This window comes from Streptomyces sp. NRRL S-350, assembly GCF_000719705.1.
In the GTDB taxonomy this organism is placed as follows: domain Bacteria; phylum Actinomycetota; class Actinomycetes; order Streptomycetales; family Streptomycetaceae; genus Kitasatospora.
Genome location: NZ_JOHO01000072.1, coordinates 1 through 20,117 on the forward strand (window position 1 = coordinate 1; position 20,117 = coordinate 20,117).

Here is a 20,117-nt window from a genome sequence, read left to right on the forward strand (position 1 = left end):
CCAGCCCCGCCGGCGACAAGGCCGACGCCACCTGGATCGTCCGCACCGGCCTCGCCGACAGCAGCTGCCTGTCCTTCGAGTCCGCGAACAAGCCGGGCCAGTTCCTGCACCACTCCGCCTTCGAGCTCTACCTGAACGCCGACAACGGCGGCGGCACCTTCGCGCAGGACGCCACCTTCTGCCCCACCCCGGGCAACAGCGGGCAGGGAAGCTCCTTCCGGTCGGCCAACTACCCCACGAAGTACCTCCGCCACTACGCCTACACCGCGTACATCGCGAGCAACGGCGGCTCCAACAGCTGGGACAGCGCCACCAGTTGGGCCGCCGACACCAGCTGGCTGGTCGCCCAGCCCTGGAGCTGAGCCACCGGCGCGCGGCCGCGTGCCTCCCCGAGCGGTCCGTTCGGGGAGCGGGCCTGCGGCCGGTCGGCCCGGTCCGACCGGCCGCTCGCCCGCAACGCCCAGGCCGCCGCTGCCCCGCAGCCGCTGCCCCCTGCCCGTGCCCCGGCACCGGGCCGGGGGCAGCGGCCGTGCGCGCGGCCGGGGCCGTGCCGTCGGGCCGTCGGCACGCGGCCGGGCGCAGGGCGGAACATCCGGCCCGGCTCGCCGGGACCGCCCTGCGGCAGCGACCGGTCGTCCTGCCCCGGCAGGTCGGCGACCGGCGGCACGGTACGGTCCGCATCGGGCGGGTAGGCGCGGCGTCGGGCGGTCACCGTGGCCGCTCCGTGGCCCGAGGGAGGTCGACCGTGGACCAGCCGTCGCGGGAACGCCCGCTGCATGACATGGGAGGCTCGATCGGACCGGCCGAGACGGCCGGCTCCCGAGACGAGCAGGGCGCCGAAGGCCCCGAGCGGCGACCGTCGCCCATCGGCAAGGGCGACACGCCGAACGTCGCGGGCAGCGCCGAACAGCAGCCGGAGATCGCCGAGGGCCCGGTCCCCGGCGTCCAGCCCGGCGAGGACCAAGCCCGCGGCAGCAGCCGGCCGCCGGCCGGGATCGACCCGCCGACCGGGACGGCCCTCCCCCGGGACGCGGCCGGCCCCGCCGGCACCGGCGCCGGCGAGCCGCTGGAGCAGCAGTCGGAGCCCGAGCCCGGCAGCCACGACCCGGGGGCCTCGCCGGAGGACGAGGGCATTCCGGACCTCCAGGACGGCTCGCCCGCCCAGGAGTGGTCGCAGGACCCGCAGGTCCAGAGCGTGCCGGGGGACGCGCCGGTGGCCGCCGAATCCTTCGGCACGACCGGCGCCGAGCAGGCCCAGGGCGAGTCGCTGGACGCCCGGCTCGCGCAGGAGGAGCCGGAGCCGGACCCCCGGACGGTGGTCTCCGGTCCGCCCGAGGAGGCCGCCGGACGGCTCGACCAGACCGGCCGGAGCAGTGACCTCCGGACGTCGGCGACGGGCGACACGGCCGGCCTCTCCGCCGAGGAGGAGTCGGTCCGCATCCGCCGGGACACCGAAACCGACCCGGACCCGGGCGCAGCGGAGGACGCCATCGACGGGCCCGGCGTGGGAACCCCCGCGGACGACGGCGCGCCGGGCGGTCCCGAGGACGCCGAGGGCGACGTGCCGCCGCGCTGAGTCCCCCGCGGCGCGGGCGCCCGTGAGTCTCGGGCGCCCGCGCCGCCTTGCGTGCCGCCCGGCGGTCGCCACTGCGGCAGCCCCGGTCCCCAGGGGCCGCCGGTTCGGTGGCGGGCCCGGACGGTCGGACCGCCGCCCGCCCCCACCGACCGGCCCGGCTCGCGGCGACGGGCAGGTTCGTTCGAACGGAGCAGGCGTCCGGCCTCGCCGCCCCCCGGGCGCCGCAGGGTCCGCGCGCGGTCCGCAGCCGCAGGTCAACCGCCCTGCAGCCCCGCCGGGCGGCGGCCGGGCGGGGGCCGGGGCCGCCGCCCGGCCGGCGACGCCGGGCAGGTCGCGCGCCCTGCCGACCGAGTGGCGGGGCGGGGAAGGCCCGCCGAGGCTGGACCGGAGCGAAGGACGCGGCGGACGCCGCGCCCGACGACCGAGAGGACCCTCCATGGGACGCCTGCCAACCCCGCGCCCGCACGCCGTGGTCACCGGAGGAGCCGGCTTCGTCGGCTCCCACCTGTGTACGGAGCTCCTGGAACTCGGCTACGACGTGACGTGCGTGGACGACTTCTGCACCGGCTCCCGGGCGAACGTCGAGCACCTGACGGGCCGGGCCGGGTTCGACCTCCGTGAGTCGGACGTGGGAGAGGCCCTGGACGTCGACCGGCCCGTCGACTTCGTCTTCCACCTCGCGTCACCCGCCTCCCCCGCCGACTACCTGCGGCTCCCGGTCCACACCCTGGAGGCGGGAAGCCTGGGGACCCGCAACGCCCTGGCGCTGGCCCGGCGCAACGGGGCGCGGTTCCTGCTCACCTCGACCTCGGAGGTCTACGGCGATCCGCTGCAGCACCCGCAGAGCGAGGGCTACTGGGGGAACGTCAACCCCGTCGGCCCGCGGAGCGTGTACGACGAGGCGAAGCGGTTCGCCGAGGCCCTCACCACGGCCGAGGCCGCCGCCGACGGCGTCGACACCGCGATCGTGCGGCTGTTCAACACCTACGGGCCCCGGATGAGGTCCCATGACGGGCGGGCGGTGCCCACGTTCATCCGCCAGGCCCTGGTGGGCGAGCCGCTGACGGTCACCGGTGACGGCAGCCAGACGCGCTCCCTCACCTACGTCTCGGACACCGTCCGGGGCATCCTGGCGATGGCCCACTCCGACCTCACGGGGCCGGTGAACATCGGCAACGACACCGAGTTCACCATGGTGGAGCTGGCCCGGCTGGTCATCGAACTCACCGGCTCGCCGTCGACGATCGAGTTCATCGCCCGCCCCACCGACGATCCCGCCGTCAGGCGCCCGGACATCACCCTGGCCCGCGGAAAGCTCCGCTGGGAGCCGACCGTCCAGGCGCGGGAGGGCCTGGCCCGGACCATCGACTGGTTCCGCAGGCACCCGCGGGCCTGAGACCCGCGGTCCCGAGCCCGACCCGCCGCCGTTCCTCACGGCCACGGGCACCTGCCGCCGTTCCCCCGCGGCCACGGGCACCTGCCGCCGCTCCCCCGCGGACCACGCGGACCCGCCGCCGAACCCGGAAGGCCACCACTCCCATGCGCATCCTTGGTATCAACGCCCTCTTCCACGACCCGGCCGCCGCCCTGGTGATCGACGGCCGGACCGTCGCCGCGGCCGAGGAGGAGCGGTTCAGCCGCCGCAAGCACGGCAAACGGCCGCTGCCGTTCTCCGCCTGGGAGCTGCCCGAACAGGCCGCCCGCTGGTGCCTCGACCACGCGGGCCTGCGCCCCGAGCAGCTCGACCTGGTCGGGTACTCGTTCGATCCCGCGCTCGCCCGCCCGGCCGACCGGCTGGGACTGGACGACCCCTGGGACCACCTGCGGCTCACCTACGCCCGCGAGGCCCCGAACTTCCTCGCGGAGGCGCTCCCCGGGCTCGACGCCGCCAAGGTGCGGTTCGTGCCGCACCACGTCGCCCACGCCGCGTCCGCCGCCTACGCGGCCGACGGCCGGTCCGACCCCTGCTCGGTCCTGGTGCTCGACGGGCGGGGCGAGGCGACGTCCCACCTGGCCGCCCGGCGGGTCGGCCGGCGGCTGGAACGGCTGGCCGCCCAGTCGCTCCCGCACTCGCTCGGCCTGGTGTACGAGGAACTGACCCAGCACCTCGGGTTCCTCCGCTCGTCGGACGAGTACAAGGTGATGGCCATGGCCTCCTACGGGTCGCCGTCCATGGCGGAGGCGCTGCGCCGGCATCTCTACCCGACGGGCGACGGCGGCTTCCACGCCGTCGCGGTGCCCTGGACCGAGTTCGCGCCCGCGCTGCGGCCCGGCCAGGAGTGGGCCCCGCTCCACGCCGACCTCGCGTGTTCGGCGCAGCGGGTCCTCGAAGAGGTGCTGCTGGACCTCGTGCGCTGGCTGCACGGGCGAACCCACGACCGCCTGCTGACGCTGGCGGGCGGGGTGGCGCTGAACTGCGTCGCGAACGCGCGCATCGCCGCCGAGGGCCCGTTCGACCGGGTGTGGGTGCAGCCGGCGTCCGGGGACGCGGGCACCGCGCTCGGCGCGGCGCTGCACCTCGCGGCCACGGCCGGCGAGGACCCGGAGCCGATGGCCGGCGCCGACCTGGGCCGCGGCTGGTCCGACCGGGAGCTGGAGGCGTGGCTGCGCTCGGCGGCCGTCCCGTACGAGCGGCCCGAGGACGTCGCGGCGGAGGTCGCCCAGGAGCTCGCCGCCGACGGCATCGTGGCGTGGTTCCAGGGCCGGTCCGAGTTCGGCCCGCGGGCGCTCGGCCACCGGTCGCTGCTCGCCCACCCGGGCCCGGTGCGCAACCTGGAGCGGCTGAACGACGTCAAGGGCCGGGAGCAGTTCCGGCCCGTCGCGCCGATGGTCCTCGCCGACCGCGCCCCGAAGATCTTCACCGGGCAGCACCCCAGCCCGTACATGCTGTTCGTCCACGAGGTCGCTCCGGAGTGGCGGGAGCGGATCCCGGCCGTGGTCCACGTGGACGGCACCGCCAGGATCCAGAGCGTCGACCCGGCGGTCGACCCGTTGACGGCGCGGATGCTGGAGCGGTTCGAACTGCTGACCGGCCTGCCCGTGGTCGTCAACACCAGCCTCAACACGGCGGGTCGGCCGATGGTCGACGACGTCCGCGACGCGCTGGAGTGCTTCGGCTCGGCGCCGATCGACCTGCTCGCGCTCGGCCCGTTCGTCGTGCGGCGCGGGGCGATGTTCGCCGGCTCGGCCTCGTCGGGGGTGCGGTCGTGAACGGCGCTCGCGCAGTCTCCTACGCGGTGGTCATCCCCACCCTCGGCCGGCCGAGCCTCGCCGTCACGCTGGCCGCCCTCGCCGAGTCGCAGGGCCCGCCTCCGGAGCGGATCGTGCTGGCGGACGACCGGCCGCTGAGCGACTGCGGGCCGCTCGACGTCGAGGTCCCGCCGTCGCTGCGCGACCGGGTCAGCGTCGTGGCGTCCTGCGGCCACGGCCCCGCCGCGGCCCGCAACGCCGGCTGGCGGAGCGTGCGGCAGGAGTGGGTCGCCTTCCTGGACGACGACACCGTCCCCGGGCCGACGTGGGCGGCCGACCTGGCCGTGGACCTCGCCGGGTGCGGGCCCCGCACCGGGGGCAGCCAGGGCCGCATCGTGGTGCCGCTGGACCCCGGTGCGCGACCCACCGACTGGGAGCGCTGCACCGCCGGACTCGCCGACTCGTCGTGGATCACCGCGGACATGGCCTACCGCCGCAGCGTCCTGGAGCAGGTCGGCGGGTTCGACGAGCGCTTCCGGCGGGCCTTCCGGGAGGACGCCGACCTGGCGCTGCGCGTGCTCGACGCGGGCTGGCAGCTGACCCGGGGCGGCCGGACGACCCGCCACCCCGTCCGGCCGGCCGACCGTTGGGTCTCCGTGCGCCAGCAGGCGGGCAACGCGGACGACGTCCTGATGAACCGGCTGCACGGCCGGAGCTGGTGGGGCCGGGCCGAGGCCCCGCGCGGCCGGCTGCCGCGGCACCTCGCGATCACCGCCTGCCTCGTCGGCGCGGCCGCCGCGGGGCTGGCCCGGCGCCCCAGCCCGGCCGTGGCGCTGGCGGGGCTCTGGCTGGCCGGGACCGGCGAGTTCGCGCTGGCCAGGATCGCCCCCGGGCCGCGCCATGCCGAGGAGGTCGGGACGATGCTGCTGACCAGCGCGCTCATCCCGCCCGCCGCCGGCTACCACTGGGCCCGGGGCCTGCTGCGCCACCGGCGGGTCCAGCCGTGGCCGCCCGCCTCCGCGCCCGGTGCCGGCGAACCGGCCGCTGCCCGCGAAGCCGCCGGTGCCCGAGAACTGGCCGGTGCCCGAGAAGCCGCAGGTGTCGACGGCCGGCCCGGTGTCGGCGGGCCTCCCCGTCACGGCGACCAGCCCCACGCCGGCGGGCCTCCCCGCCACGGCGCCCCGGCCGGCACGCCGGCTGCCGAGGGGCGGGCCGACCGATGAGGGTCCTCGTCGTACGCCTCGACAGCGCCGGCGACGTCCTGCTGGCCGGCCCGGCCGTACGGGCCGTCGCGGCCGGCTCCCGGCACGTCGCCATGCTGTGCGGGCCCGAGGGCGCCCCGGCGGCCCGGCTCCTGCCCGGCGTCGACCGGACCATCGTCTGGGACGCCCCGTGGGTGGGCTTCGATCCGCCCCCCGTCGTGCCCGAGGACGTCCACGCGCTCGTACGGCTGCTCGCCGAGCAGCGCTTCGACCACGCCCTCGTCCTCACGTCCTTCCACCAGAGCCCGCTGCCCACGGCGCTGCTGCTGCGGCTCGCCGGCATCGGCCGGATCGCCGCCACCAGTGAGGACTACCCGGGCGCCCTGCTCGATCTGCGCCACCACCGCGCGCCCGGACGCCACGAGGCCGAGGCCGGTCTCGACCTGGCGGTGGCCGCCGGGTTCGCACTGCCCCCGCACGACGACGGCCGACTGCGCGTCCTGGCGCCGCCCGACGCCCGCGGGCTCACCGGCCCGGGGCCGTACGTCGTCGTGCACCCCGGCGCGGCGGTACCCGCCCGGGCCGCCGGGCCCGAGGTGGCGGCCGCCGCCGTACGGGCGCTGGCCGAGGCCGGGCACCGGGTCGTCGTCACCGGCGGCCCGGCGGAGAAGGCGCTCACCGCCGAGGTCGCGGGGCGCCACGCGCTGGACCTCGGCGGCCGGACCGACCTGGAGGCGCTCGGCGGAGTCCTGGCCGCGGCGGACGCCGTGGTGGTGGGCAACACCGGTCCCGCCCACCTGGCCGCCGCCGTCGGCACCCCGGTGGTCAGCCTGTTCTCACCGGTCGTGCCCGCCCACCGGTGGCGACCGTTCGGCGTGCCGCACCTGCTGCTGGGACGCCAGGACGCGCCGTGCGCCGGGAGTCGCGCCCGGGTCTGCCCGGTCGAGGCCCACCCCTGTCTGAACACGCTCACCGGCGCACAGATCGCCGAGGCGGTCTCCCGGTTGACCGCGACGCTGCCTGCCGCGGGGCGGTGCGCGCGGCCGGGGCCGGTGCCGGTCCCGCCACGGCCCGCGGCCCGGAAGGTGACGTCATGAGAATCCTGCTGTGGCACGTGCACGGCTCCTGGACCACCGCGTTCGTCCAGGGACCGCACACCTACCTGGTGCCGGTCCTGCCCGACCGGGGCCCGGACGGCCTCGGCCGCGCCCGGACCTTCGACTGGCCCGCGAACGCGGTCGAGCTGACCCCGCAGGAACTGCGCTCCACCGACGTCGACCTGGTGGTCCTCCAGCGCCCGCACGAGGCAGCGCTCGCCGCCCGCTGGCTGGGCCGCACCCCCGGCCGGGACGTCCCGGCGGTCTACCTGGAGCACAACAGCCCGCACGGGGGCGTCCCCGACACCCGCCACCCCGTGGCGGACCGGGACGACGTGGTCGTCGTCCACGTGACCCACTTCAACCGGCTGTTCTGGGACTGCGGGCGCACCCGCACCGAAGTGATCGAGCACGGCATCGTCGACCCCGGCCACCAGTACACCGGCCGGATCGCGAGCGCGGCCGTGGTGGTGAACGACCCCGTCCGCCGCGGCCGCACGACCGGGACGGACCTGCTGCCCCGCTTCGCGCGGGAGGCTCCGCTGGACGTCTTCGGCATGGGCACGGCCGGCCTCGCCGCCCACCTCGGCCTGCCCGCGGACCGCTGCCGGGTGGCCGAACTGCCGCAGTCCCGGCTGCACGCCGAGATGGCCCGGCGGCGGCTCTACCTGCACCCCGTGCGGTGGACCTCGCTCGGGCTCTCGCTCCTGGAGGCCATGCACCTGGGCATGCCGGTGGTCGCCCTCGCCACCACCGAGGTGACCCGTGCGGTACCGGCCGGCGCGGGAGTGGTCTCCACCGATCCCGACGTACTGGCCGGAGCCGTCCGTCGCTATCTCGCGGACCCGGCCGCCGCCGACGACGACGGCCGGCGGGCGCGCCAGGCCGCGCTCGGGCGCTACGGGCTGAAGCGGTTCCTGGACGACTGGGACCGTCTGATCGATGAGGTGACACAGTGACCGGACACCTGAAGGTCTCCCTGGTCTCCGAACACGCCAGTCCGCTGGCGGTGCTCGGCGGCGTCGACGCGGGCGGCCAGAACGTCCACGTCGCCGCGCTCGCCGGCGCCCTCGCCGACCTCGGCCACCAGGTCGTCGTACACACCCGGCGCGACTCCCCCGACCTGCCCGACGAGGTCCGGATGCGACCGGGCGTCACCGTCCACCATGTGCCCGCCGGGCCGGCCCGGCCCGTCCCGAAGGACCAACTGCTGCCGTACATGGCGGAGTTCGGCGACGTACTGGCGGACTACTGGGGCCGGCGCAGACCGGACGTCGTGCACTCGCACTTCTGGATGTCGGGGCTGGCCGCCCTGCGCGGGGCGCGCCGCCTGGGCATACCCGTCGCCCACACCTACCACGCGCTGGGCACGGTCAAGCGCCGGCACCAGGGCGCGGACGACACCAGCCCCGCGCAGCGCATCGCCCTGGAGGCGCACCTCGGCCGCTCGACCGCCCGGGTGATCGCCACCTGCAGCGACGAGGTCACCGAACTCCTCGCCATGGACGTGCCCGCGGACCGCATCAGGGTCGTACCGTGCGGCGTCGACCACCGGCGCTTCAGCCCGCAGGGGGAGAGAGCGCCGCGAACCGCGCCGCACCGGCTGCTCGCGGTCGGGCGGCTAGTGCCGCGCAAGGGCGGCGCGACCGCCCTGGAGGCGCTCGCCCAGCTGCCGGGTACCGAGCTCGTGATCGCCGGTGGCCCGCCGGCCGACCGGCTCGACACCGACCCGGAGGGCCGACGCCTGCGGTCGCTGGCCGCCGACCTGGGCCTGACGGACCGCCTGGTGCTGCTGGGCGGTGTGCCCAGCACCCGGATGCCGGCCCTGCTGCGCAGCGCGGACCTGGTGGTCTGCCCGGCGCAGTACGAGCCGTTCGGCATCGTCCCGCTGGAGGCCATGGCCTGCGGGGTACCGGTGGTCGCCACGGCCGTCGGCGGGCACCTCGACACGGTGGCCGACGGCCGGACGGGCCTGCTCGTCCCCGCCGGATCCGGTGCGGCGCTCGCCGCCGCAGCCGCCGGACTGCTCCGCGACCCACTGCTCCGACGCGCCTACGGCGCCGCCGGACGGCGCCGGGTACTCGCCTTCTACGGCTGGGACCGGGTCGCCGCGGGCACCGAGAAGGTCTACCGGGAGATGGTGCGGCCGCCCGGCCCGGCCCTGCCGCCGAGGGTCCGCACCGGGGCCCCGGTCCGCACACCGTCAGGAGGACTGTGATGAGCGCGCACTTCCACGACTCGGCGCACGACCTCGAACAGGCGGCGCGGCACTGCGCGGCGCTGGAGCAGGCGGTACGGACGCTGCGCGGCGACCAGCTGCCGCTGCTCACCGGGTGGGGCCAGGCCCTGGCCGGCCTGCTGCCGGCCGGGGGTCGGCTGCTGGCCGCGGGCAACGGCGGCAGCGCCGCCCAGGCACAGCACCTGACCGCGGAACTGGTCGGGCGCTACCGCGGCGAGCGTCCCGCCTTCTCCGCGATCTCGCTCCACGCCGAGACGTCCTCGCTGACCGCGATCGGCAACGACTACGGCTTCCAGGAGGTGTTCGCCCGGCAGGTGTCCGCGCACGGCAGGCCCGGTGACGTCCTCGTCCTGATGTCGACCTCGGGCCGCAGCCCCAACCTGCTCCGGGCCGCCGACATCGCCCGCGCCAGGGGGCTCGGGGTCTGGGCGATGACCGGTCCGGCGCCCAACCCGCTGGCCGGGCGGGCGGACGAGACCCTCGCGGTGGCCGGCGAGACGGCCGCCACCGTCCAGGAGGTGCACCTGACGGCGCTGCACCTGCTGTGCGAGGCCTTCGACGCGGCACTGGCCCGCCGCGACGCCGAGCACCGCGGCGCGGCCGGCGGTGAGCACCGCAGTACGGGCGACGGCGAGCACCGCGCCGCGGCCGACGGCGTGTCGAGCGTCCGACCCGCCGACGGCGCGTCGAGGGCCCGGCCGGCCGGGGAGGTCGCGTGAACGGGCCCATCGTCGTGGTGGGCGACAGCCTGCTCGACATCGACATCGACGGCACGGCCACCCGGCTGGCCCCCGACGCGCCGGTGCCGGTGGTCGACGCGGACGCGGAGCGCAGCCGCCCCGGCGGCGCCGCCCTGGCGGCCGTGCTGGCGGCCCGCACCGGACAGGAGGTGGTCCTCCTCACCGCGCTGGGACGAGGAGAGGCCTCGGCGGCGCTGCGGCACCGGCTGGCCGGGACGGTCCGGCTCTCCGAGATCCCGATGGACGGCGACATCCCCGTCAAGACCCGGATCCGGGTGGACGGCCGGCCGCTCCTGCGGATCGACCGGGGCGGTGGCCGGCCGGGCCCGGCGGGCCGCGACGCCGGCCGACTGCTCGACACGGCCGGCGCGGTGCTGGTGGCGGACTACGGCAGGGGGGTGGCCGGAGCGCTCGGGCCGCTGCTGGCGGCCGCCGCCCGGCGCCGCCCCCTCGTCTGGGATCCGCACCCGCGCGGCGGCGCCCCCGTCCCCGGTGCGCGGCTGGTCACGCCCAACGCCGCCGAGGCCAGGTCGATGGCGGCCCCGCTCGACGCCGCCCGGGCCGACGGGAACCGGCTCGCCGACCACACCCGGCACGCCGCCCTCCTCGCCCGGCACTGGCGGGCGGCGGCGGTGGCCGTCACCCTGGGCCCGCGGGGAGCCCTGCTCAGCCGCGGCACCGACAGCCCGATCCTGCTGCCCGCGCCCTACGAGGCGGACGGGGATCCGTGCGGCGCCGGCGACTGCTTCGCCGCGTCCGCGAGCGCGGCCCTGGCGCGGGGCGCGATCGTCGAGGAGGCCGTCCACGGCGCGGTGGTCGCCGCGACGGAGTTCGTCGCCCGGGGCGGCGCCGCCGCGACCGCGCTCCCGCAGGCGGCGGCCCGCCCCCACGACGGCCGGCCCGCGGACCCGGCGGCCCTGGCCGCGGCCGTCCGCGCCCGCGGCGGCACCGTGGTCGCCACCGGCGGCTGCTTCGACCTGCTGCACGCCGGCCACGTCGGACTGCTGGAGTCGGCGGCCCGCCTGGGGGACTGCCTCATCGTCTGCCTCAACTCCGACGACTCCGTGCGACGGCTGAAAGGACCGGGCCGGCCGCTCAACCCCGTCGGCGACCGGGCCAGGGTCCTCGCCGGGCTCGGCTGCGTCGACGCCGTCGCCGTCTTCGCCGAGGACACCCCCGAGGACATCCTGCGGGCACTGCGCCCGCACGTCTGGGTGAAGGGCGGCGACTACACCGTCGACTCCCTCCCCGAAGCCGACGTCCTGGCCGGGTGGGGCGGCCACGCGCTCGTGCTGCCCTACCTGAGCGGCCGGTCCACCACCTCCCTCGCCGACCGCGCCGCCGCCGCGAAACCCGCCCGGGGAAGCGCATGAACCAGGCCGGCCAGCCACCGCGGATCCTCGTCCTGCGCGCGCTGGGCCTCGGCGACCTGCTCACCGGGCTGCCGGCGCTGCGCGCCCTGCGGCGCCACCACCCCGGCCACGAGCTGGTCCTGGCAGCCCCGGCCCGGCTCGCCCCCGCGGTCGCGGCCACCGGCTGCGCGGACCGGCTGCTGGCCACCTCCGCCCCCGGCCGCGAGGTGCCCCGCCGACTCGACTGGGACGCCGGCGCTCCGCCGCCCGTCCTGGCCGTCGACCTGCACGGCAACGGCGAGGCGAGCCGCCGCCCCCTCCGGGCACTGCGCCCGGACCGCCTCATCGGCTTCGACCCGCCCACCGCCGACCGCGCCGGCGACCGCACCGCCGACCGCACCGCCGACCGCGCCGGCGACGCCGCCTGGCGCGAGAACGAGCACGAACGGGACCGCTGGTGCCGGCTGCTCCGCTGCCACGGCATCCCCGCGGATCCCGGCGATCTGCGGATGCCTCCCCCGGCCCGGCCGTCGGAGGCGCCCGGGGCCGTGGTCCTGCACCCCGGGGCCGACGCGCCGTCGCGCCGCTGGCCGGCCGCGCGCTTCGCGGCGGTGGCGCACGAACTGCGCCGCACCGGGCGGCCGGTGGTCGTCACCGCCGGCGCGGGGGAGGGCGGACTCGCCCACCAGGTGGCCGCGGCGGCCGGCCTGCCCCCGGCGGCGGTGGTCGGCGGCGCCTCGGACGTGCCGTTCGACCGCCTGGCCGCGCTCGTCGCGCACGCCGCCGCCGTGGTCGCCGGGGACACCGGCCTGGCCCACCTGGCCACCGCCCTCGGCACGCCCTCCGTCACCCTCTTCGGTCCCGTCTCCCCCGAGCTCTGGGGCCCGCCGGCCGATGCTCGGCACCGGATCCTCTGGCGCCCCGACGCCACCGACGGCCCCCGGCCCGGCGACGCCCACGGCGCGTCCCCCGACCCCCGGCTGCTGCGGATCGGCCCCGGCGACGTCCTGTCCGAGCTCGAGGCCCTGCTCCGCCCCGCCGGCTCCGACGCCCACGGGCGCACGGGCGGCTCCCGCCACGCCGCCCGGCCCGGCCGCACCGCCGGTCCCGACCGCGAGCGGCCGGGAGGTGACGGCGACCCATGCGTCCCGCTGTCCCGCTAGCCGCCTCCCGCGTCGGCGTCGTGATCATGACCCGCAACCGCCGGCACCGCCTGCTGCACACCCTCGACCGGCTCCGGGACCTGCCCGAGAGACCTCCGGTGCTCGTCGTGGACAACGCCTCCGAGGACGGCACGGCGGCCGCCGTGCGCGAGCGCCACCCCGCCGTGCTGGTGCGCGAACTGCGACGCAACCGCGGCGCCGTGGCGAGGAACCTGGGCGTCGCCCAACTCACCACGCCGTACGTGGCCTTCAGCGACGACGACTCGTGGTGGCAGCCCGGCGCCCTCACCCTGGCCGCCGGCCTCTTCGACCGGCACCCGCGGCTGGGGCTGATCGCCGCCACGACCCGGGTCGGGCCCGACAGCCGGCCCGACCCCCTCGACCGCCTCCTCGCCGCCTCCCCGCTCGGCACGGCCCCCGACCTGCCCGGGCCGTCCGTGCTCGGCTTCCTCGCCTGCGCCAGCGTGGTCCGCCGCAGCGCGTTCCTCCAGGTGGGAGGCTTCCACCCGGTGCTCCAGTTCGGCGGGGAGGAGACCCTCCTGGCGCTCGACCTGGCCGCCGCGGGCTGGGGCGTCACCCACTGCCCCGGCGTCGTCGCCCACCACCACCCGGACCCGGGCCCCCGGCCCGGCCGGATCGTACGGATGCGCCGCAACGAACTGCTGACCTGCTGGCTGCGCCGGCCCTGGCCCCGCGTCGCCCGCCAGCTCACCGAGCTCGCCCGCGACGCGACCCGGGATCCGCAGGCCGCCCGCGCGCTGGCCGCCGCACTGCCCCGGCTCCCCGCCGCCCTCGCCGTGCGCCGGCCCCTGCCCCCGGCGGTCGAGGAATCCGTGGCCCGCCTCGAACGGGCCGCCGCACCCGCCCGGGAGCCGAGGTGACCGACCAGCGGACCGGTGTCGCCGTGATCACGCACAACCGCCGCGACGAACTCCTGCACACCCTCGCCCGGCTCGCGTGCCTGCCCGAGAAGCCGCCCGTCGTGGTCGTCGACAACGCCTCCGCCGACCGGACCGCCGAAGCCGTCCGCCGCCACCACCCCGACATCCGCCTGCTCACCCCGGGCCGCAACCTCGGCGCCTGCGGCCGCAACCTCGCCGCACGCGAATTCGACTGCCGCTACCTGGCGTTCAGCGACGACGACACCTGGTGGGAGCCCGGCTCGCTGCGCGCCGCCGCCGATCTGCTGGACGCCCACCCGGAAGTGGCCACCGTCACCGCCCGGATCCTCGTCGACGATCCTGCCGAGCCCGGCCGACCGCCCGCCGAGGACCCGATCGTGGCCGAGCTGCGCGACTCCCCGCTGCCGGCCCCGGCCGGCCTGCCCGGCCCCGCGCTCGGCTCCTTCCTCGCCGGTGCCACCGTCGTCCGCCTGTCGGCGTTCCGGGCCGCCGGCGGCTTCTCCACCCGGCTCTGGCTGGGCGGCGAGGAGGAACTGCTCGCCCACGACCTCGCCTCGGCGGGCTGGTGGCTCGTCTACGCACCCCACCTCACCGTCCACCACCGGCCCTCGCCCGTACGCGATCCGACGCTCAGACGCCGCCACGGGATCCGGAACACCCTGTGGACGACCTGGCTCCGCCGCCCGCCCGCCACCGTCCTGCGCCGCACCGCGCACCTGGTCCGCACCGTCCCCCGGGACGCCGTCTCCGCCCGGGCCTTCGCCGAGGCCGCCGCCGCCCTGCCCTGGGTGCTGCGGGAGCGGCGGCGGCTGCCCAGCCGCGTCGAGTACGGCCTGCGCCTGCTGGAACGGCCCCAGCAGGCCTCGACCGGCCGCCGTTACGTCGGCTGAGGCGGCCGAAGGGGCCTGCCGGGGGCAGGGTCAGAGGAAGAGGATCTCGCGGGCGCCGAGGCACCGGCCCGCCGATGCGCCGAGGGCCAGGTCGCTGCCCGGCAGCGGCCCGCGGCCGGCGTCCAGCGCCCAGCGCTTCGAGTCCGCGGCTCCGGGCGGCAGCGCGACCCGCTCGGCGCGCTGCCAGGGCTCCTCGCAGGCCGTCGGCGCGCAGCGGTGGCCAGGCACCCAGTACTCGACCAGCGGCGGGCGCAGCCGCAACGAGCACGCCAGCAGCGCGGCCCACCGCGCGGCCCCGGGGTCGCTCCCCCGGTCCCCGCACCAGGGCGCGGCACACAGGTCGAACCCCCGGACGAGGGACGGCAGTCGGCGCACGACCTCCTCGGGCCGCGAACCGTCGAGCCGGACGACCTCCGCCCGCAGCGCGCCCAACCAGGCCAGCGGGGCGTCGGACGGGGCCGCCCCGGGCCCCGGCGCGCCGCCGGTCACGACGACCCGCAGCCGCGCCCGGGAGGAGGCCAGCATCGACATGCAGCCGCCGAATCCGACGACGGCGTCACGCAGCGGAGCGGCGACCACCACGGCGCCCCGTACTCCGTCGAGTGCCCTCGCCGGTGCCGGTGTGCTCCGACGCCGCTGCGCGGGTCGGTGGGTCCGCAGAGTCCGTTCCATCGGCAGCCGTCCTCTCCCGGGCGCAGCACGGTCGGAGTCCCCCGTCGCGGGGCCGGCGTGACCGGCGCTCCCCTTCCCGATCAGTGTGGCCCCGCCGTTCGGAGTACGCCCGGCGGGCGGGCCCCGGCCGGGACGGCACGCGGTCGCGGAGTGCGACGAACTGTCGCGGTCGGCGCCGGCGGTGCCCCGCTCCTGGGCGGCGGGCAGCGCGCCGGCCCGGTGTGAGGGACACCACGGGCCGGAGAAGTGCCTGGTCACAGCGGATATTGCGGGGAACCGGACCGCGTGTGACGTGGCTGACCGTTTGAGATCGGGCGGCGTTCGATGAGGATGGACGGCGCTGCCCCGGCGCTTCCGGCGGTGAGCTTCCCGGTCCCCCACGGCACATCGTCCGCCCGGATCGAACCCCTCCCCTCTTTCCCGACCCGATCCAGGTGTGAGAAGTGCTGCCCACCGCCACGACGGTGCCGACCGACCGGCCTGCCCTGCTGCCCTCCCAGCGGGGCGGCCCGGCCGGTCGTTCCCGCCCCGACGGAAGCCGACCTGCCCCCGCCCCCGCCCCCACCGGCCCCGGGCGTGACCGGTCGGGCTCGCGAGCGCCGTGGCGCTCGCTGCGCCACCGCGGCATGCGGTGGTGGTCGCTGGCCAACCTGGTGTCGAACGCCGGCGCCTGGATGCAGCTGACCGTGCAGAACCTCCTGGTCCTCCAGCTGACCGGTTCGGCCACCGTCACCGGCCTGTCCCTCTCCCTCCAGGTGGCGCCCGGTCTGCTCCTCGGCCTGGTCGGCGGCGCAGCGGTCGACCGCTGGCCGCGCAAGCTCACGGCCGCCGTCAGCCAGGCGGCCCTGGCCGTGATCGCCTTCACCACGGCGGCCCTGGTCGCGTCGGGCTCGCTCAACGTGCCCGTCCTGATGGTCCTCGCCGTGCTCACCGGCCTGATCGCCACGGTCGAGGGCCCGGCCTGCGCCCTGCTGGGCAACGATCTGGTGCCGCAGGAGGACGTGCCGTCGGCGATCTCGGTCGGCTCGGTCGTCCACAGCGTCGGGCGGCTGGCGGGCACCGCGCTGGCCGGTGTCACCGTGGGGCTGTTCGGGATGGCGAGCGCCTACCTGGCCAACGGCGTCTCGTTCGTGCTGGTGGCGCTGGTCATCCCGTTCCTGCGGCCCGCCGCGGGGGTGGGCGCGGCGGGCGAGGCCGCGGCCGCGGCGCCGGCCCGGCAGGGCGTCCGGGACGGCATCGCCTTCTTCCGCAGCCGGCGACGCCTGGTCGCGCTGGCCGGCCTCACCGGGCTCGGGTCCGTCCTGGGCCGCAACTACGGGCTCACGCTGGCGGCCCTGGTCAGCGGTGCTCTGCACGGCGGAGCCGGGGAGTACGGGCTCATCGCCACCGTCCTGGCGGTCGGCGGTACGGCGGGGGCCGTGCTCGCCGGGCGCCTGCGCAACCCCTCGGTGCGACTGGTGGCGGGGCTGACGGCCGCCGGCGGCGCCCTGCAGGCGTTGGCGGGGCTCTCGCCGACGGTGCTGTTCCTGGCCCTGCTGGTGGTCCCGATGGCCGTGCTGGAGTCCCTGAGCGACACCGCCACCACCACCATCCTGCAGACCGACCCGCCGGCCCATCTGCGCGGGCGGGTGCTGGGCGCGTGGCGCAGCGTCAGTACGGTCTGGGGTCTGGCGGGGCCGCCGTTGCTGGGCGCCTCGATCCAACTGCTGGGCGCCCGGGGCGCGCTGGTGACCGGGGGCCTGCTGGTCGGCGGGACGGTCAGCGGTGCGGCCGCGTCGGTCCGGCGCCGGTCGGCGGGCGCCCCGGCGGCCCCGAGCGCGCTGCCGGCCCCGGCGGCCCCGCACCCCGAGCCGGTCGCGGTCCTGGCCTGACGCCGCGCCCCGCTCCCGGCCCACCGGTGACACGGTGGGCGTGGGGCCGCCGTGCTCGGGGGGCCACCGTGCTCCAGGCCCACCGGCTGCGGTCGCGAACTCCGGACCGGTCGCTGATGCTGGTCGTGCCGCCGCACCCCCTGGGGGTGGGCTCGCCGTTTCGTCCCCCGGTCCGGCAACCGGGCGAGCAGGGAGTCCGACGCAATGACCCTCGTCACCCCGCCCTCCGGCCTCTGGCTCTACACCGCCCCGAGCCCGGAGCGCCCTGCCCCGCTCCGGTCGGACGCGCCCGCCGCGGTGCTCTTCGACCGGGACGGGACGCTGGTCGAGGACGTGCCGTACAACGGCGATCCGGCCCTGGTCCGGCCCTTTCCCACCGCACGGGAAGCCTTGGACCTGCTCCGGGCGAACGGCGTGGCGGTCGGCGTCGTCAGCAACCAGTCCGGCGTCGCCCGCGGCCTGCTCGACCGGGCCCGCCACGACGCCGTACGGGCCCGGGTGGAGGAGTTGCTGGGACGGTTCGACGTCTGGGCGGTCTGCCCGCACGGGCCGCTGGACGGCTGCGGCTGCCGCAAGCCCGCGCCCGGGCTGGTGGTCGCCGCGTGCGGGGCGCTGGGCGTCCCGGCGTCCCGGGCCGCCGTGGTCGGGGACATCGGCTCCGACGTGGCGGCCGCCCGGGCCGCCGGGGCCCGCGCCGTGCTGGTCCCCACCCCGGTCACCCGCGCCGAGGAGGTCGCCGCCGCCGGCGAGCGGGCCGCCGACCTCCTCGGCGCGGTCCGTCTCCTGCTCGGTCCGCCGGTCGTGAACCCGCGTTGAGGACGCCGCCGCACCCTCGGCGACGGGAGCGGCCGGGTGCGGACGACCGAGGTGCCGAGCAGGGCGGCGTCGGCCGGTGCGGCGTGAGAGGCTCGCGCCATGGAACAACGCGTACTCGGCCGGACCGGCCGTCCCGTCTCGATCGTCGGACTCGGCACCTGGCAGCTCGGTGCGGACTGGGGGGACGTCCGGGAGGAGGACGCCCTGGCCGTGCTGGACGCCTCCGTGGCGGACGGTGTCACGCTCTTCGACACCGCCGACGTCTACGGTGACGGCCGCAGCGAGCGGCTGATCGGCCGCTTCCTGAAGGAGCGCGCGGACGCCCGGATGTTCGTCGCCACCAAGTTCGGCCGCCGGGCCGAGCAGCGGCCCGAGCACTACCACCTCGCGAACTTCCGTGCCTGGGCGGACCGTTCACGGGCCAACCTGGGCGTGGAGCGGTTGGACCTGGTGCAGTTGCACTGCCCGCCGACGCCCGTCTACTCCTCGGACGAGGTGTTCGACGCCCTGGACACCCTGGTGGCGGAGGAGCGGATCGCCGCCTACGGGGTGAGCGTGGAGACGTGCGCGGAGGCGCTGACCGCGATCGCGCGCCCGGGCGTCGCGAGCGTGCAGATCATCCTGAACGCGTTCCGGCTCAAGCCGCTGGAGCGGGTACTGCCCGCGGCGGAGGCGGCCGGGGTCGGAATCCTGGCGCGGGTGCCGCTCGCCTCCGGGCTGCTCTCCGGCCGCTACAGCGAGCGGACCGTCTTCGCCGCCGACGACCACCGCACCTACAACCGCCACGGCGAGGCCTTCGACCAGGGCGAGACCTTCTCCGGCGTCGACTTCGCGACGGGCGTCGAGGCGGCGCGGGAGTTCGCCGCGCTCGCACCCGGGGGCGCCACTCCGGCGCAGACGGCGCTGCGCTGGATCGTCCAGCAGCCCGGGGTGACGGCGGTGATCCCCGGTGCCCGCAACGTGGCGCAGGCGCGCTCCAACGCCGCGGCCGCCGGGCTGGCGCCGTTGCCCGTGGCCACGCTCGACGCCGTGCGGGAGCTGTACGACCGCCGGATCCGGCCGCAGGTGCACGACCGCTGGTAGCCACGGGCACGCCTGCCGGCGCGGTGGGACCGACCGCGTCCGGCCGGAAGCCGTGGCGCGCCCGCGGGGGCCGGCTGCTTCTTCCTGCGGCGTTCGGGCGGTTCCCCGGGGCCCGGGGGTCGGGGTCGAGGTACCCCTGGCGTGGCGCTCGGCATCACCGTGGGGTTGCGGTGGACGGAGAGCCGGTCGGTCTCCGGGCCGCCGGACGAGCTTGGCCAGGTCGTGCTCCGGCCACGCGCCGGGCGGGGCATGGACGACGGGTCCGACGCCCGCGGGCCCCGGGAAGGCGGCCTTGGGCGCGCGGCTGCGCGGGTTGTCGGGGTCCTTGGGCGGGCGCTGTCCGACCGGTCGGCCGGACAGGCGGGCGGTCAGGCCGGGGGGACGGGCCGCAGCCGGTAGGCGTCCCCGTGGACGACGACCCGGCCGGCGGTGGGCGGGGCGAAGTGGGTGCCCAGGAGGAGGGTGTCCGTGCCGGCGAGGGACGCGAGCAGCGCGCGGCGGGTGGCCTCGGACCGCTGGGGGTCGATGTCGACGCAGGCGCCGATGGCGGGGTGGGCGAGCTGCACCGGATGGTGGACGCAGTCGCCGGTGATCAGCGCCGTCTCGCCCCGGCTGGTCAGTTCGACGGCGACATGGCCGGGCGTGTGGCCGGGAGTCGGCAGCAGGCGCAGGCCGGGGAGGATCCGCACACCGTCGGCCGGGACGTCGACCAGGTCCAGCAGACCGGCCCGCTCGACCGGGACCACCGAGTCGCGGAACATCTGGCGGCGCGCCTCCTCCATGTCGTATCCGGCCCAGAACTCGCGTTCGGCGCGGGCGGTGAGGTAGCGGGCGCCGGGGAAGGTGGGCACCCACTCGCCGTCCGCCGACCGGGTGTTCCAACCGACGTGGTCGGCGTGCAGGTGGGTGAGGAGCACCAGGTCGACGGAGTCGGGCGGGAAGCCGGCGGCGGTGAGGCGCTCCGGGTAGTCGGTGCGCAGGTCGTGCCAGGCGGGGTTGGCGCGCTCCTTGCCGTTGCCGATGCCGGTGTCGACGAGCACGCGCAGGCCGTCGACGACGAACGCGAAGCTGTGGCTGTCGAGGTGGAGGGCGCCGTCGTGGCCGGCGAAGTCGGGGCGCAGCCAGTCCTGGCCGGCCACCACCTCCGGGGTGGCGTCGGGCAGCAGCCACGGCCCGGTCTCGGGCGGCAGCGCGACCTCGTCGATGCGGTGGACGGTGACGTCGCCCACGGTCCAGGAGGGGGCGGTGGCGGCGGGGGGCTTGGGCATGTCCGGTCGCTTCCTCTGTTCTTCGGCTGCTCTTCGGTCGAGGTGGGCGGCCTAGTG

Annotated in this window: 18 protein-coding genes; 16 read left to right on the top strand and 2 right to left on the bottom strand. The window is 77.4% G+C overall.

Annotation, left to right across the window (positions count from 1 at the left end; all coding sequences use genetic code 11):
* The 13 genes from IF30_RS0135370 to IF30_RS0135430 all read left to right on the top strand — a co-directional run.
* Positions 1–362 (top strand): AbfB domain-containing protein (locus IF30_RS0135370; protein ID WP_030246229.1); only part of this gene is annotated, 362 nt, incomplete at its 5' end.
* Positions 363–745: 383 nt separating this feature from the next.
* Positions 746–1,576, top strand: coding sequence for a hypothetical protein (locus IF30_RS48875; protein WP_063752922.1), 831 nt, complete (start codon positions 746–748; stop codon positions 1,574–1,576).
* A gap of 436 nt (positions 1,577–2,012) precedes the next feature.
* Positions 2,013–2,972: an NAD-dependent epimerase/dehydratase family protein gene (locus tag IF30_RS0135380; protein WP_030246234.1), complete on the top strand. Its 960-nt coding sequence runs from the start codon at positions 2,013–2,015 to the stop codon at positions 2,970–2,972.
* 143 nt (positions 2,973–3,115) lie between these two features.
* Positions 3,116–4,786 carry a carbamoyltransferase gene (locus tag IF30_RS0135385; protein ID WP_030246240.1) on the top strand — a complete coding sequence of 557 codons (1,671 nt, stop codon included), beginning with the start codon at positions 3,116–3,118 and terminating at the stop codon, positions 4,784–4,786.
* A complete protein-coding gene (locus tag IF30_RS0135390) occupies positions 4,783–5,988 on the top strand; it encodes a glycosyltransferase family 2 protein (protein ID WP_063752924.1) in 1,206 nt (401 codons plus the stop codon). The genes IF30_RS0135385 and IF30_RS0135390 overlap by 4 nt, the downstream gene beginning before the upstream one ends.
* Positions 5,985–7,064, top strand: a complete 1,080-nt coding sequence (locus tag IF30_RS0135395; protein WP_078891965.1) for a glycosyltransferase family 9 protein — start codon at positions 5,985–5,987, stop codon at positions 7,062–7,064. Before IF30_RS0135390 ends, IF30_RS0135395 begins: the two co-directional genes overlap by 4 nt.
* Positions 7,061–8,023, top strand: coding sequence for a glycosyltransferase (locus IF30_RS0135400; RefSeq protein WP_030246249.1), 963 nt, complete (start codon positions 7,061–7,063; stop codon positions 8,021–8,023). The genes IF30_RS0135395 and IF30_RS0135400 overlap by 4 nt, the downstream gene beginning before the upstream one ends.
* Entirely contained in the window at positions 8,020–9,282 is a 1,263-nt protein-coding gene (locus IF30_RS0135405) for a glycosyltransferase (protein ID WP_051711891.1), read from the top strand. The genes IF30_RS0135400 and IF30_RS0135405 overlap by 4 nt, the downstream gene beginning before the upstream one ends.
* Positions 9,282–10,022, top strand: a complete 741-nt coding sequence (locus IF30_RS0135410) for a D-sedoheptulose-7-phosphate isomerase (RefSeq protein WP_078891966.1) — start codon at positions 9,282–9,284, stop codon at positions 10,020–10,022. Before IF30_RS0135405 ends, IF30_RS0135410 begins: the two co-directional genes overlap by 1 nt.
* Positions 10,019–11,416 carry a D-glycero-beta-D-manno-heptose 1-phosphate adenylyltransferase gene (gene rfaE2, locus IF30_RS0135415; RefSeq protein WP_030246258.1) on the top strand — a complete coding sequence of 466 codons (1,398 nt, stop codon included), beginning with the start codon at positions 10,019–10,021 and terminating at the stop codon, positions 11,414–11,416. The genes IF30_RS0135410 and rfaE2 overlap by 4 nt, the downstream gene beginning before the upstream one ends.
* Positions 11,413–12,558 (top strand): glycosyltransferase family 9 protein, encoded by a 1,146-nt coding sequence (locus IF30_RS0135420; protein WP_063752926.1) that lies wholly within the window; start codon positions 11,413–11,415, stop codon positions 12,556–12,558. The genes rfaE2 and IF30_RS0135420 overlap by 4 nt, the downstream gene beginning before the upstream one ends.
* The gene (locus IF30_RS0135425; protein WP_030246261.1) at positions 12,537–13,439 is read left to right on the top strand and encodes a glycosyltransferase family 2 protein; all 903 of its coding nucleotides are present in this window, start codon (positions 12,537–12,539) and stop codon (positions 13,437–13,439) included. The genes IF30_RS0135420 and IF30_RS0135425 overlap by 22 nt, the downstream gene beginning before the upstream one ends.
* Positions 13,436–14,350 carry a glycosyltransferase family 2 protein gene (locus IF30_RS0135430; RefSeq protein WP_030246263.1) on the top strand — a complete coding sequence of 305 codons (915 nt, stop codon included), beginning with the start codon at positions 13,436–13,438 and terminating at the stop codon, positions 14,348–14,350. The genes IF30_RS0135425 and IF30_RS0135430 overlap by 4 nt, the downstream gene beginning before the upstream one ends.
* Positions 14,351–14,380: 30 nt before the next feature.
* Here IF30_RS0135430 and IF30_RS0135435 read toward each other — a convergent pair whose 3' ends face one another.
* Positions 14,381–14,932 (bottom strand): hypothetical protein, encoded by a 552-nt coding sequence (locus IF30_RS0135435; protein ID WP_051711894.1) that lies wholly within the window; start codon positions 14,930–14,932, stop codon positions 14,381–14,383.
* A gap of 716 nt (positions 14,933–15,648) precedes the next feature.
* Here IF30_RS0135435 and IF30_RS0135440 point away from each other — a divergent pair.
* The 3 genes from IF30_RS0135440 to IF30_RS0135450 all read left to right on the top strand — a co-directional run bounded on the left by IF30_RS0135440 (position 15,649) and on the right by IF30_RS0135450 (position 18,792).
* Positions 15,649–16,893, top strand: a complete 1,245-nt coding sequence (locus IF30_RS0135440; protein ID WP_107054598.1) for an MFS transporter — start codon at positions 15,649–15,651, stop codon at positions 16,891–16,893.
* A 204-nt stretch (positions 16,894–17,097) separates the two neighbouring features.
* Positions 17,098–17,709, top strand: a complete 612-nt coding sequence (locus IF30_RS0135445; RefSeq protein ID WP_078891967.1) for a D-glycero-alpha-D-manno-heptose-1,7-bisphosphate 7-phosphatase — start codon at positions 17,098–17,100, stop codon at positions 17,707–17,709.
* 99 nt (positions 17,710–17,808) lie between these two features.
* Positions 17,809–18,792 (top strand): aldo/keto reductase, encoded by a 984-nt coding sequence (locus IF30_RS0135450; protein ID WP_030246274.1) that lies wholly within the window; start codon positions 17,809–17,811, stop codon positions 18,790–18,792.
* A 368-nt stretch (positions 18,793–19,160) separates the two neighbouring features.
* On the opposite strand, the gene IF30_RS0135460 is transcribed toward IF30_RS0135450, so the two are convergent.
* Complete coding sequence (locus tag IF30_RS0135460) at positions 19,161–20,060, bottom strand: MBL fold metallo-hydrolase (RefSeq protein ID WP_030246278.1); 900 nt, start codon at positions 20,058–20,060, stop codon at positions 19,161–19,163.
* Between the last annotated feature and the right edge of the window lie 57 nt (positions 20,061–20,117).

Bases quoted from the DNA above. Each gene is read 5' to 3' on its own strand.
- IF30_RS0135380 (WP_030246234.1), top strand. From the start codon at position 2,013: ATGGGACGCCTGCCAACCCCGCGCCCGCACGCCGTGGTCACCGGAGGA.
- IF30_RS0135385 (WP_030246240.1), top strand. From the start codon at position 3,116: ATGCGCATCCTTGGTATCAACGCCCTCTTCCACGACCCGGCCGCCGCC.
- IF30_RS0135395 (WP_078891965.1), top strand. From the start codon at position 5,985: ATGAGGGTCCTCGTCGTACGCCTCGACAGCGCCGGCGACGTCCTGCTG.
- IF30_RS0135400 (WP_030246249.1), top strand. From the start codon at position 7,061: ATGAGAATCCTGCTGTGGCACGTGCACGGCTCCTGGACCACCGCGTTC.
- IF30_RS0135410 (WP_078891966.1), top strand. From the start codon at position 9,282: ATGAGCGCGCACTTCCACGACTCGGCGCACGACCTCGAACAGGCGGCG.
- IF30_RS0135420 (WP_063752926.1), top strand. From the start codon at position 11,413: ATGAACCAGGCCGGCCAGCCACCGCGGATCCTCGTCCTGCGCGCGCTG.
- IF30_RS0135425 (WP_030246261.1), top strand. From the start codon at position 12,537: ATGCGTCCCGCTGTCCCGCTAGCCGCCTCCCGCGTCGGCGTCGTGATC.
- IF30_RS0135440 (WP_107054598.1), top strand. From the start codon at position 15,649: ATGCGGTGGTGGTCGCTGGCCAACCTGGTGTCGAACGCCGGCGCCTGG.
- IF30_RS0135445 (WP_078891967.1), top strand. From the start codon at position 17,098: ATGACCCTCGTCACCCCGCCCTCCGGCCTCTGGCTCTACACCGCCCCG.
- IF30_RS0135450 (WP_030246274.1), top strand. From the start codon at position 17,809: ATGGAACAACGCGTACTCGGCCGGACCGGCCGTCCCGTCTCGATCGTC.
- IF30_RS0135460 (WP_030246278.1), bottom strand. From the start codon at position 20,060: ATGCCCAAGCCCCCCGCCGCCACCGCCCCCTCCTGGACCGTGGGCGAC.